The sequence below is a fragment of the Algoriphagus zhangzhouensis genome, from assembly GCF_900148515.1.
In the GTDB taxonomy this organism is placed as follows: Bacteria; Bacteroidota; Bacteroidia; order Cytophagales; family Cyclobacteriaceae; genus Algoriphagus; species Algoriphagus zhangzhouensis.
Map to the genome: position 1 here is coordinate 172668 of NZ_FRXN01000005.1, position 13067 is coordinate 185734.

Consider the following 13067-nt stretch of genomic DNA (forward strand, 5'->3'; position numbering starts at 1 on the left):
AAAAGCCCAACACAATGTGTCAGGCTTTGATGCAGAGAGTGGGGGATTCGAACCCCCGGTACGGTTTGACCCGTACGACAGTTTAGCAAACTGCTGGTTTAAGCCACTCACCCAACTCTCTGTTTTCCTCATTCGGATAATGAATTATCCCTAAGGCGATGCAAATATAAACTAATTGAGAAGATTTTAGCAAACATTGGTGCATCACAAATTCATATTCAAAAAGTATTTTTTTAATTCCCTGACTTTCAAACGATATAATTTTTGAACTTTTGTAAATTCAACCCGTAGAATTCCTAGAAACTGAGAATTTTGTTCTCAATGCCCTTATTTTTGATTTGAAACTTTTATTGATATGCTTCTTCAGATTTCTAATGCATCCTTTTTAATAGAGAATTGTGAAAAAGACAAAAGCTGTATTTCAGTAAAGTCGGATTCACAAGAAGAGCTTTATAGACTATTTTGTTCTTCTAAAGCTTTGGAAATAGTTTCAGGCCCCATGCCATTTAAGCTGAGAGTTAGTAGACAAGAGTTTTCTAATTCTTTGATTATGCTAGTAAAAGAGATCGATTACACCAATTTTGATGGTGTAACCCAGATTTCTTGAAAAAATTCAAAAAATCTTGAAAAAATTTCTTCCATCCCTTTTTGAGGATGAAAAGCATTTTTTGTTTTTGGATCAACTTTTTAAAGTATCTAAACAAATAAAGTATTGAAAATCAGTTTGTTTTGAAATTTTATTTTTCAATTTCGAATTTTTTTTAAAGAAAGTTTTTGCCAAATTTTGCTTTAGAAAGTAGGATTTATCACCCAATAATTCCCCTTTAAAGTGATTAGCATTTCAAATATTGATCAATTGATTCCAGAGTACTTGAGGGAATCTGAGCATTTCTTTCTTGTCTGTTTGGACATTGAAGGAAATGTAACGGATTGCAATGCGCTTTTCCAAAGAGCAATTTCAATCAAAGAAGGAAATTCTATTTTATCGGCATTAAATCAAGGGTTCAGAAATGAATTTGAGGGGTTGATGGATCAAATAATTCATTATCCGAGTAAGTCTCACCAAGTAATTTTAGATTTTGGTACAAGCAAACCAATATCTTCCTCTTGGGAATTCACGATGCTGATCAATCAAGAAATGGATCCTGTTGGTTTTATTGGGATAGGAGTAGAGCTTTCACTTTTGGAAGGGAAGCTTTCTTGGGGAAACCTGTTGGAGGTATTTAGTCTTGGGAAAGCTGATTTGGATGAAAATCTGAGATTTAGATCTGCTGATGACCAAATTCTGAATTGGTTAAATATTGATTCAGAAACATTGATTTCTAAAAATCTTTTTGAGGTGCAAACGTTGGAACTTAATCTTTTAGATCAGCTGAAGCTAAAAGAAATAAATCAGCTCAAAGACTTCTACCACTTCTCATTAGATGTGACTTCTGGATCTCATCAAGGTAAATTTTCAATCAACCTATTAAGGCATTCTAAAGGCTTTTTATTGCTCATGAGACAAATGAACCAATTGGTAAAAGAGGAAATTTTTTCTAAACCATTTACCGACTTTCAAATTGAAGCATTTTCTGGTCCAGTTTGGATTCTGGAAAGAGACACTAGAATCGTCCAGCAAAATTCCTATGCAGAAGGAGTTTCAGAAAAATGGTTGAAGAAGCTTGCAAATGAAGGAGACTTCTTTGATCTCAAGTTTGCAAATGAAAAGTCTGATCGATTCTTGGAATTGATTGGTGATGCCTTCGAAGGAAATGAAAAGGATCTGAACCTTCAGATAAAAACAAAGAACGGATCTAATGAATATTGGACATTTCAGGTTAAGCCATTGAAGGTTAACGCAGATAAAGTTTATGTGATGGTTTACGCTATTGACATGACTGCTGTCAATTCCAAATTGGTGAAAATGGAAGGTGAGTTAGAGACTTTGAGAGAATTGGCGCTGTGCCCATCCCATATTTTGAGATCTCCGCTTTCGTCCATGCTAGGTCTGCTTGAGTTGATTGACTTCAGGAAGTTAGATCCAGAAAATCAGCGATATATTTCTTACCTAAAGCCGCTTGCTCAAGAGCTGGATGACGTGATCAGAAGCAATGCCAAGAAAATGGCAGCATTCGATTAAAGAATCCCTTTCAAGCTGAAAAGAGAAAGTTTCGGGGCTATTTCAGGAAAGCCAGAGTATGAAAACTGCTCTGAACTTATCCAAAGCTGCTTGTTTTCTCCCAAGCTGATTCCTTCTGTATTCCCCCGGATAGTCAAATATCCTATTTTTATAAACTGAGTACGAGAACTGAGATTTCCATTTCCCTGAATGCTTCCATAAAAGGAAAGAAACTGCTCGTAAGGTTTCGTGCCTTGTGGTTTTAAACCCAAAAGTAAAATTTGGCCACTTTCTGAATCTATTTCCGCTCCTGTTACCATAAAGTCGGTCTGTAGCGACTCAACGAAATTGGCATTTTGATTTTCCTGATTGATCTCCAAAGTATAGTGATCCGAATCAAGTGTTGATGGGATTTTGGTGAAAATATGAAGCTTATTGTTTGAAAAAACCATAGCCTCACAATCAAACCGATGGTCTTCTCGAGAGGTAAAATCAATCTGATCAGGATAGATGAAATTGAGTTTTTCTCCAGTAACACTTGTTTTGGTGAGTAAATCTGAAATAGAAACCTTGTATACTGCCAAGTCTTTTCGATACCCTAGATTATTGCCAAAATCCCCGATGTAAAGGTGGGTTGCGCTTTGAGCCAATTCTTCCCAGTCTCGGTTCTGGGAATTTTCGATAGTGATACTTCTAAGTGTTTTTCCTGTAGTAGGATCCATTTCATGAACCTGGTTGGTGTTATCACCATCATTGATAGAAAAAAGACGCCCTTCTATCCAGGCGAGACCGGAGGTTTCGTTTTGGGAAGATTCTAGATTAGACTTTTCCAAACCGATTAAGGTCAAAAGATTTCCTTCAGAATCGATCTTAACGGTGTTGACTTCATAATCATTGTCATTTGCATCTAATTCTACTTGATAGATTTTCTCCGAGCCCAATTCCAATCGTTCAAATAAGGAAAAGGATTTTGAACTTGAATAAGGTACTTCAAATTCAATTTGTCCTGTATTGTTAGTATAAAGCTGAAAGAGCTTTGAGTTGGAGTTTGAAAATTCAAATGAACTAGGAGCCTGTAAACTTGGAACTTCAATATTTTTATTTGAATTGACCACAATCCGAGAATTGTTCCGAGTTCCTAAAAGATTGACAGTTTGTTCTTGGTTAGAAAGGGTAAATGTTCCGCCTAAAGTGATTTGGGCTTCTTTTGAAAATTCAGATGAATTTGCACTTTGGAAAGAATAGAGATAGGTTTCAAATGGCAAAACAATGGATTCCTGAATTGGACTTTCATTGGGGTTAATGGTCAATTCAGATTTCTCAGATGTGCCTTGATTAGAAAATGAAATAGTGATTTGGTCCTCAAAATTGTCAGGAAAGTTACTGTCAGAGTTGGTGAGCTGGATTTCAGAAATAGATATTTTTCCATGATCCTCTGGGATTAGGTTTGGATTTTCATCCTTTTTACAAGCTCCTAAAAGGAAGGTAAATCCCAAAAAGTAAAATAAGCGTGGAGAAAATATATCGTTTTTCATAGGATCAAATTCGAAAGAATTTAATGATCAAAAGGTATAAAAAAAATTGAACGTCAAACCGATACTTTGTTTTTAAAACCAAAGTAAACTACTATCGCCATAACTCAAGAATCGATAATCTCTTTCCATTGCATCTTGATAGACCATTTTCCAATCATCACCTAGCATGGCTGCGATTAACAGGACTAAAGTAGTTCCTGGCTGATGGAAATTGGTGATGAGTCCTTCTATCATCTGAAATTGATACCCAGGGAAAATAAAGATCTCCGTAGTTCCCATCAATTCTCCGATACCCGTTGAATCCATAAATTCCAAAACGGCTTTTAATGACTCCTTTTTGGAAGGAAGTGCCTTTCTGTCTTCGTAAGGGAATAGCTTTTCGATTTTGAAGTCTTTTCCTTTTCCTTCGATAAGCTTCACGCCAAACCAATACAAACTTTCCAAGCTTCTCACAGATGTGGTACCCACCGCAATGGTTTTGCCTTCCTGTTCCATGCAAAGTTGGATAGTCTCCCGGCTCAAATGAATCTGCTCGCTATGCATGGGATGTTCTGTTACCTTATCAACTTTGATTGGTTGAAAGGTGCCTGCAGAAACGTGCAAGGTCACTTGAGCTTCCTTGATTCGCTTAGACCGGATTTTTTCAAATACCTCATTGGTGAAATGAAGACCAGCTGTAGGTGCTGCAACAGCGCCTTCTTTTTTGGAGTAAACCGTTTGGTACCGAGATTTGTCCTCCTCATCTGCCTGACGGTTCAAATAGGGCGGAAGTGGCACTTCACCGCTCGCTTCGACTATATCTACGAATGATAAAGAGAAATCAGACCAGCTGAATTCTACTCGTTTTGTTTCTCTTTCGATGATTTTGGCAGAGAGGATAATCTCTTTTCCGCGGAAGGGAATACTTCCTTTAAGTATTTCTCCATCTTTCCACTTTCTGGCATTCCCGATCATGCATTCCCATTGGACAGGGTGTTTTGCTAGCATGATTTCTGGAATGACAGTACTTGGGGAAACTGGCTGCAAAAGGAAAATCTCAATCCTAGCACCTGTTTCTCTTTGGAAAATCAATCTTGCAGGAATGACTTTCGTGTCATTATAAACCAAAAGGCTTCCAGACTCTATCAAATCGGGAATATCAAAGAACTGAAGATGTTCGATCTTCCCATTTTTATAGTGAAGCAGCTTCGAATGATCCCTTTTTTCCAAAGGATATTTAGCGATTCGATCTTCTGGAAGTGTATATTCGTAGTCTCTTAAATTGACGAGAGGCTCTAGCATAATTTGAGATTTGAAAGGGCAAATATAGCTCCTTCTAATCTTTTGGCCTCTTTTTCCAACATTTGCATGAATACCACCAATCTAAAATTTGAAATTGTACCTCGCACGCTCCAATTCCGATTTGATGCGGGAACTTCTAGAGGAGTTCTCAGATCTAGAAATATTTGGTGGATAAAAGCTTATGATCTGAATAATCCGGATCAAATAGGTTGGGGGGAAGCGGCACCTTTGGTAAAGTTGAGTCCAGACGATAGACCTGATTTTGAAGTACTTTTAAAGGAAATACTGGAAAAGTGCGATGGGGTTGCTTGGCCAAGTGAAGAGAAAGAGATTCTTTCCTTAATAAAAGAGATTGTTCCTTCCGAATTGCCTTCGATTAGATTTGCTCTGGAAATGGCGGTTCTGGATTGGGTTCAAGGCGGGAAAAAGCGATTTTTTGAGAATTCATTTTTTGATGAGAAAAAAGCAATCCCGATAAATGGATTGATCTGGATGGGAGAAAGAGAGTTTATGTTTTCCCAAATCAAAGAGAAATTGGATTCCGGATTCTCCTGTATCAAAATGAAGATTGGTGCGATTGATTTTGAGCAAGAATTGGAATTGCTTTCCTACATCAGAAGTCAGTTTTCTGCAGAAGAGATCATTTTGAGAGTGGATGCCAATGGGGCTTTTGCGCCGAATGAGGCTTTGGAGAAGTTGAAGAGACTATCTGAATTGGAAATTCATAGCATTGAACAGCCGATCAAAGCGGGTCAGTGGGAAGAAATGGCAAGTTTGTGTAAAAAGACTCCTTTGCCCATTGCACTGGACGAAGAATTAATCGGATGTCAGGATAAAGTTGGACTTCTAGATATGATTCAGCCTCAACATATCATTCTTAAACCAACTTTGGTTGGGGGCTTTGATGAAAGTCGGATATGGATAGAAAAGGCAGAAAGCCGATCCATCGGATGGTGGATGACTTCTGCCTTAGAAAGTAATATTGGGCTCAATGCCATAGCGCAATTGACCTCTCAATTCGAGCCTATGATTCCTCAGGGATTAGGAACGGGTAAGCTATATCATAACAATCTAGAATCTCCACTTGAAATTCAATCCGGCAAATTGGTTTATGGAAACCATGCCTGGGAAACACCTTCCTAATTGATAGGGAAAAGGTAAACTGGCTGATTTCCTTTGGTTCGTAGCATAGTTTCCTTCAATTCTCCTGTTTCTAAATTTCTATCGAATACAACGATATCACCTGACTTTTGGTGGGCAGAGATCAGGTATTTTCCGTCAGGAGTTAAGTTGAAATTTCTTGGCATTAATCCTCCTGATGGATAATGTGCAATTAACTCGAAACTTCCATTTTCTCCTTTTCTAAATGCTGAAATGGTATTAGCATCACCTCGATTAGAGACATAAACGTTATTGCCATCTGGAGAAACTCGAACTTCGGCAGCTCCTACAGCTCCATCAAATCCATCTTCTAAAAGTGAAAGCCTTTGTTTCGGAGTCATTTTTCCATCATTGTAATCAAAGACCTCTACGACTGCTGTCATTTCTTGAACCACATACACCTCTTTTCCATCTGGTGAAAAGGCCAAATGTCTCGGGCCATCACCTGGTGTCATTTCTACTTTTTCCTGCAGAGTCAAAGACTCGGGATTCTCAGGATTGAAGTCATAAACGTAAACACCATTGGTTCCCAAATCTGCAACCAATACATGTTTTCCTTCTTTATCAAAAGTGGAACTATGCACATGCGGACCTTCCTGTCGATCTGGATTAGTTCCTTTCCCTTCGTGTTGGATGAGCTGTGAGAAAGTCAATTTCCCCTCTGAATCTACCTTGAATGCAGAGAGACTTCCTCCTGTATAATTGCTCAAAATCAGAAAGTCTTCATTGGGAGAAAGCGCAATATGGCAAGGGTGATCACCGCCTGTTTCTAATGAGTCAATTAAGGTCAGGTGATTGGAAGATAGATCTCTTTTAAAACTTGCGATTTTCCCTCCTCCTTTCCCAGCTTCTTCTTGAAGAGAGAAAACAAGTGAGCCTGAATTGTTAGCCAAAACAAAAGAGGGATTTGAAAAGTTAGATACCAGAGTCTTTAAGTTAATGGAGTCACTTTCTGGACTTACGGTCAAAAAATCGATTCCTTGTTCAGGTGAATTTGTATAGGTTCCAACCAAAAATTGATAGGTCATAGGAGTTGTTTTTTCTGTATCTTTTTGTTGTGGAGTGGAGCAGGCAATCAGTCCTGACAGTAGAATAGGAAGAAGAGATTTTTTCATTCTTAAATATAGGAAATGGAATTCTATCTGAATATCTATGCTGTTTAACTCAAATGACTGTTTTGATGAAAAAAATTAATCTTTTTGCTTTAAAATTTAATGAATTGGCAATTTATTGGACAAAACGCAATAATTTTATTAATTTGCTAAGCTTTAAACCCTAAACCGAATGTATAAAACCTATGATACGGAAGTCGCCAAGCGATTTACGATTTACAACTCACTTTTTTTAGATCTTCCTTTCCACGATATCTTTCGAACAGGAACCTTGCTCCCTATTTTGGGAACGGCATGTCAGAAAGGTTTTGAATCAGGAAAGACACCACGTGAGATCATTGAGGGATATTTTGAGGAGATGATGCCAAATGGTACTGAAGATGAAAAAAATGATCTGTTATTTCAGATGATTCAGTATGTAGAGCGTCAGGTGGTACTTTTCGATTCTATCGAAGATGCTGCATACGAAAAGATCAATGATCTGGGAGGAAAAGGTTCTGCAAAGGCTTTAATTACCCGGGCTGAAAGTGATCATAAAAAAGAGGATCTGATTGAAAAATTAAAGACTTTTTCTGTCAGACTAACCCTGACTGCCCACCCGACTCAATTCTATCCTGGAAGTGTATTGGGGATCATCACTGATCTAGAAAATGCCATTCGTCAAGATGATTTGGGGCAGATCAATCTTTTGCTCCAGCAATTGGGTAAAACTGGTTTTATCAATAGAGAAAAACCTAGCCCATTGGAAGAAGCAGTGAGCTTGATATGGTATTTGGAAAATGTCTTTTATCAAAGCATTTCCGATATCATGTTTCGTCTCCTGACTAGTTTGAATCAACCACTTCATACTTGGGAAAATCCGGGGCTTCTAAAAGTTGGTTTTTGGCCAGGTGGAGATAGAGATGGTAACCCATTTGTAACACATAGCACTACGGTTGAAGTTGCTGAAAAGCTGAAAAAATCTGTATTGAGGTGTTACTATCGAGATATTAGAAAGTTGAGAAGAAGAATGACTTTCAGCCATGTGGAGGAAATCATTGTAAAGGCTTTAAAAGGTATTTATTCAACTCTTTTCGAAGATAAACCTGTTTATAAAAACAAGGAAGAATTATTGGATGATTTGCTTCAAGCCAGAGAAGCCTTGATCAAATACCATAATGGCTTGTTTTTGGAGCTATTAGATGAGTTTATTCTTAAAGTAAAGATATTCGGATTCCATTTTGGCTACATGGATATGCGTCAAGATAGTCGTAAGCATGATAGTCTTTGGGAAGAAATTTTCAAGATCAAAGGGATTGAATTGGCGGAAACAGAACCAGAGCAAATTGAGCAGGTTTTAGCTATTCAAAGTCTACCTGATCTTCCTTATTTCAAAGATGAATTCCACAAGGAAATGCTTCAGTCTTTTGGAGCGATTGAGAAAGTTCAAGAAGCCAACGGTGAAGATGTTTTGCATCGCTATATCATCTCAAACTGTCAATCAGCCAAACATCTTTTAGAGGTATTTAAATTGGCTCAATTGACTTTAGGGGAAGGAAAGCAAAACTTGACTTTGGATGTTGTGCCTCTATTTGAGACAATTGATGACTTGGCGGAAGCTCCAGAAATCATGGATTGGCTTTACAAACTTCCAGTTTATAAAAAGCATTTGGCCTCAAGAGGAAATAAGCAAACAATCATGTTGGGATTCTCTGATGGAACTAAAGATGGTGGATATTTGAAAGCCAACTGGTCAATCCTGAGAGCAAAAGAGGAACTGACCAGAGTTTCCAAAGACAATGGAATTGAAGTCGTCTTCTTTGACGGTAGAGGTGGGCCTCCTGCTCGTGGTGGAGGAAATATGCACAACTTCTATGCTTCTTTGGGTGAAAAAGTAGAGAACTCTGAGATTCAGGTTACCATTCAGGGACAGACTATTTCTGCAAACTATGGCAAGCAAGCTTCTTGTATATACAATTTTGAGCAACTATTGAGTGCCGGATTGGAGAATCATTTGTACTCAGATGCGGAGAGAAACCTTTCCCAAACCCAGCGCGATTTGATTGAAGAGTTGGCGAATTTGGGGTATGAGTCTTACAAAGATTTCAAAAACCATCCGAAGTTTGTTCCATATCTTGAGCATGTTACTCCTTTGAAATATTTTGGCAAAACCAATATCGGATCTAGACCTTTGAAAAGAGGGAAAGGTGAAGGATTAAAGTTTGAGGATTTGAGGGCTATTCCATTTGTGGGTTCTTGGGCTCAGATGAAGCAAAACATTCCGGGTTACTACGGAGTAGGATCTGCAATTGAAGTGATGGAGAAGGCGGGAAGAACAGAAGAACTTCAAAAATTGTATCAGGATAGTCTATTTTTCAGAACCCTTTTGGGTAACTCCATGCAGTCTTTGAACAAGTGTTTCTACCCAGCGACTTCTTATTTGAAAGAGAACAAGGAGTACGGTGGTTTTTGGGAGCTAATGTTTGAAGAATATGAGAGATCTGTTCAAAAGTTGAAGGAAATTTCCCAACTGGACGAATTGATGGGAGATAGTAAAATGATTAAAACTTCCATAGCTATTCGGGAGAAAATCGTTCTTCCATTGATCACTATTCAACAATATGCAATTCAAACAATGTTGGAAGAAGGTAAAAGTAAAGAAGTCCTTCAAAAGCTGATTCTAAGAAGTATGTTTGGAATCATCAATGCAGCTAGAAATGCTGCTTAAGTAAGAGTTTAATATTCTGCTCATAAATAAAAATGGTCCCGGAATTTCCGGGACCATTTTTTTATTGTTTTTCTTTCGATTACTCTTTGATGATCAAGCCATCTTTGATCAATTGGCTTACAATCGTTTCAGAGAATGTCTTGGAGAATGTCTCAATAGAAGCTGGATTCGTAGTTTCAGATTGAGAAGACCAAACTAGCTCTTCGGTTTCTGCATCATATAGATTGGCCTCTAAGTAATAGTTTTTGTCAGTTGTATAATAACCTGGATCATACATCACTGGGTTATAGTAACTATAATATCCCCAGAAACGGCCATAGTATCCATATCCCATTGGAGAATACATAGTAGTGCCAGGTACATATCTTGTTTCATTGGTCTGGTCCAAAACAGCTACTGTCAAAATAGCATCGCTTCCCAAGGCTTTGATTTTTTGTAGCACTTCATTTTTGTCCACTCCACTGGTTTTGAAACCCGGAGGTAAAATATTGAAGCTGCTTTGGGCATTTACTCCTTTTTCATTGAGCAAATTGTCCAAATCTTGTTCTACAGTTTGTCTTGCCAAAATATTTTCGGTCAAAGCTGTGACAAAAATATCTTCATAGCCCGTAGTAGACATACTTGGGCTGGTCCAAGAACCCAAAATTTTCACACTTGGGGAACATGATCCCAAGACGATAAGAGTGAAAGCAAATAGTGTTGAAAGCCTTCTCATTGTTTTTTGTTTAAGTGTTTATTTATCAAGTTTTTTAAATAAAAGATCAACAGCACTATCTATGGTGGCTGGAGTGTTTTTGGCTTTGTTTGGAAGTGCTCTATCAATAGTCCCAACCCAAACAGCTTGATTTATTTTTTTGTCAACCAAGTGCATCGTTAAGCTGCCTTTTTGATAGGTCCCAACGGGTACTTCTTGGACTTTCCAGGTATAGTTTCTTTGACCAGTATACATGAAGGGATCAGTTGCTAAGCTAGTTTCCCTAGTTTGAACTTTTTCCTCGACAGTAATTCCTAGATTTACCAATAATTCAGGATTGCTACTGGTTTGGCTTAGTCCATTTTCAGCCATTTTTTTTGCAATAGCTTCTTTTATGTATTCGATGTTTTGCTCGAATTCAGGCTTTCCGGTATTTTCTGCATCGACTTTCACAAAGTCAAATGAATGATAATTTCCTAAGTTGAAATCCGAATATAAATCCTTGTCTACCGCTACTGGGCCTGAGCCGCAAGAGACTAAAATAAGCCCAATAAGAAACGAAAAGAAGATTGATGCTGCTTTCATAGTATTTAATTGAACTGATATAAGTTAGATACTTTTGAGCAATTTACTGCTTGATTTACCTCAAGAAGACTAAGCCAACATTGATCCCTAGATTGGATTGTCCGTTCAAATCAGTACTCTCAAAAGAGTTATAATACTTTACTCCCAATTTGAAGGCAACCTGTGGGGAAGGCTCGATCATGATTCCTGCTTCTGGTCTCAAAGCAAATTGCCAATGTGTGTTTTCAGAAGTGAAAATCCCCATATCGACCCTTCTTTTCTGAGCCATGGTACCTAGTCCCACTCCTACATAAGGCTTGATTTCCCCCTCAGTAATTGGAAAATAGGTTCCTGTAATCAAGATTGGATATGCATATTGGTAACGATATTGAATCCCTGATAAAGATGCGGATCCCTCAGTATAAACTTTGTTTTCCTCTCTTTTATAAAGGGTGGTATGACCGATTTCACCACCGATTGCAAACTGAGGCTTAATAAATCTTTGATATTCCAGATTGATGCCACGAATACCAGTTTGATCTATAAAGTCTGCTGTTTTGCCCATTGGGACAGTTACCGGGATTTCTATCGTAAATGCGGAATGTTGGGCTTTCGCCAGTCCAAGGCTAGCAAAAACCAAAAGGATGCTTATATAAAGTGTCTTTTTCATGATTATTTAGCCAAATAAGGAGATTGAGTGAATGCCTGATTAATGCTGTTGTTAATTCGGGTTGCAACTTGATCTTTACTTCCTTCAAGTAGCCCGTTCATTACTCCTGTCCAGATAACAGGGATTTGGTCAGCAGCGTTGATTCCTTCTGGCTGAGTCATTTGCAAAAAGACGGTTCCAGTTCTAATTCTGGAAACCTGTGGAGGATAATATCCTGGATAATACCAGCCCCATCCAGTTCCCCATCCTGGATACCACCAATTCCAGTACCACCAATCGTAATAGAAGTACAATTGATCAGTCTGCATGGCAGAAGGAAGAACGATTAAATCAGGATTAGCACTTTTATCAACTTCTGTATAACCCAGTGAATTCATATTTGAACGAATTGAATTCAAAATAGTAACCGAATATGCAGGGTCAATGTATTCAGGTTCATCTCCTGGTTCTCCATCCACAATTTCTTCAGTGATTTTCACCACCTGATCAGGTAGCGCGTAGGTGTTTTGTGAAGAAAAGACAAAATCAGGGTCATGGTTTGTATATACGATGTCTAATTCATCAATGTATTCTGCTCCTTCTGGAGTACAGGAAGTGATCATCCCTAGAGCCAATACTCCAAGCAGCATTTTGTGGTAAATTTTGAGCATAGTTTAATTTTAGTTGTGTTAGTTTTCTTCAATAAATGGCAGCTCCTGCTGCATTTGATTTCTTATGGTATTGTGGATGTAGATATCTATTTGTAAGAATTTTGCAGCGTCTTTTGCTGAGGTGGCTTTTTTGAATTTTTTGAAATAGGATTGGTGAAGTTTACTCAATGCCACATCATTTTTCAGGCTTCTTTTAGCCAAATCATCTGCTTCATCTTCACCCATGGAGTCTAGATTTTCTAGGTAATCGTTGATGATTACAATCCTTTCTCTAGCCAAAAGCTGTCGATCAGCTTCATATTCTTGATAAACTTTCCAAAAGGTAGAAGCACTTGATCCTGGCAAATCCATGTAGGCCTCTACTAGTTGGCGTTTACCCATACCGAATTCTGCTTGAATCAATGTGATTTCATCATTGATGTCCTGTGCTAAAATAGACCCAGAGATTAGGATGAAAAGTCCTAAAAAGAATAGATGCTTTTTCATATCAAGTAAATTTGAAGTGAAAACTAAAATACTTAAATAGGTTGTGTAAAAATTTTAAATCTTTTCTTGTAAAGATTTAATAAAAGTAAACTTTAACAGATAAAAT

12 protein-coding genes and 1 tRNA gene are annotated in these 13067 nt (G+C 37.9%); 4 read left to right on the plus strand and 9 right to left on the minus strand.

The window, feature by feature from the left end; all coding sequences use genetic code 11:
- Positions 1 to 32: 32 nt before the first annotated feature.
- Positions 33 to 121 (minus strand) — tRNA-Ser (locus BUF13_RS16900).
- Between the two features lie 234 nt (positions 122 to 355).
- On the opposite strand from BUF13_RS16900, the gene BUF13_RS16905 reads away from it, so the two are divergent.
- Entirely contained in the window at positions 356 to 607 is a 252-nt protein-coding gene (locus BUF13_RS16905) for a hypothetical protein (RefSeq protein WP_073572998.1), read from the plus strand.
- A 222-nt stretch (positions 608 to 829) separates the two neighbouring features.
- Positions 830 to 2122: a nitrogen regulation protein NR(II) gene (locus BUF13_RS16910; RefSeq protein ID WP_073572999.1), complete on the plus strand. Its 1293-nt coding sequence runs from the start codon at positions 830 to 832 to the stop codon at positions 2120 to 2122.
- Here the strand turns inward: BUF13_RS16910 and BUF13_RS16915 are convergent.
- Complete coding sequence (locus BUF13_RS16915) at positions 2119 to 3636, minus strand: hypothetical protein (protein WP_073573000.1); 1518 nt, start codon at positions 3634 to 3636, stop codon at positions 2119 to 2121. The genes BUF13_RS16910 and BUF13_RS16915 overlap by 4 nt on opposite strands.
- A 72-nt stretch (positions 3637 to 3708) precedes the next feature.
- The gene (locus tag BUF13_RS16920; protein WP_073573001.1) at positions 3709 to 4917 is read right to left on the minus strand and encodes an S-adenosylmethionine:tRNA ribosyltransferase-isomerase; all 1209 of its coding nucleotides are present in this window, start codon (positions 4915 to 4917) and stop codon (positions 3709 to 3711) included.
- Positions 4918 to 4983: 66 nt separating this feature from the next.
- Between BUF13_RS16920 and BUF13_RS16925 the strand changes: the two genes are divergently transcribed.
- Positions 4984 to 6060 (plus strand): o-succinylbenzoate synthase, encoded by a 1077-nt coding sequence (locus BUF13_RS16925; protein ID WP_073573002.1) that lies wholly within the window; start codon positions 4984 to 4986, stop codon positions 6058 to 6060.
- Here the strand turns inward: BUF13_RS16925 and BUF13_RS16930 are convergent.
- Entirely contained in the window at positions 6057 to 7193 is a 1137-nt protein-coding gene (locus BUF13_RS16930; protein ID WP_073573003.1) for a lactonase family protein, read from the minus strand. The genes BUF13_RS16925 and BUF13_RS16930 overlap by 4 nt on opposite strands.
- Before the next feature lie 169 nt (positions 7194 to 7362).
- On the opposite strand from BUF13_RS16930, the gene BUF13_RS16935 reads away from it, so the two are divergent.
- On the plus strand, positions 7363 to 9897 hold the full coding sequence (locus tag BUF13_RS16935; protein ID WP_073573004.1) for a phosphoenolpyruvate carboxylase: 2535 nt from the start codon (positions 7363 to 7365) through the stop codon (positions 9895 to 9897).
- Positions 9898 to 9976: 79 nt separating this feature from the next.
- Here BUF13_RS16935 and BUF13_RS16940 read toward each other — a convergent pair whose 3' ends face one another.
- The 5 genes from BUF13_RS16940 to BUF13_RS16960 are packed head-to-tail and all read right to left on the minus strand — an operon-like array spanning position 9977 to position 12961.
- Complete coding sequence (locus tag BUF13_RS16940) at positions 9977 to 10612, minus strand: hypothetical protein (protein ID WP_073573005.1); 636 nt, start codon at positions 10610 to 10612, stop codon at positions 9977 to 9979.
- Between the two features lie 18 nt (positions 10613 to 10630).
- Positions 10631 to 11176, minus strand: a complete 546-nt coding sequence (locus BUF13_RS16945) for a DUF4136 domain-containing protein (RefSeq protein ID WP_073573006.1) — start codon at positions 11174 to 11176, stop codon at positions 10631 to 10633.
- Positions 11177 to 11231: 55 nt separating this feature from the next.
- On the minus strand, positions 11232 to 11825 hold the full coding sequence (locus tag BUF13_RS16950; protein ID WP_073573007.1) for an outer membrane beta-barrel protein: 594 nt from the start codon (positions 11823 to 11825) through the stop codon (positions 11232 to 11234).
- A gap of 2 nt (positions 11826 to 11827) precedes the next feature.
- Positions 11828 to 12475, minus strand: coding sequence for a DUF4136 domain-containing protein (locus BUF13_RS16955; protein WP_073573008.1), 648 nt, complete (start codon positions 12473 to 12475; stop codon positions 11828 to 11830).
- Positions 12476 to 12493: 18 nt separating this feature from the next.
- On the minus strand, positions 12494 to 12961 hold the full coding sequence (locus BUF13_RS16960) for a hypothetical protein (protein WP_073573009.1): 468 nt from the start codon (positions 12959 to 12961) through the stop codon (positions 12494 to 12496).
- Between the last annotated feature and the right edge of the window lie 106 nt (positions 12962 to 13067).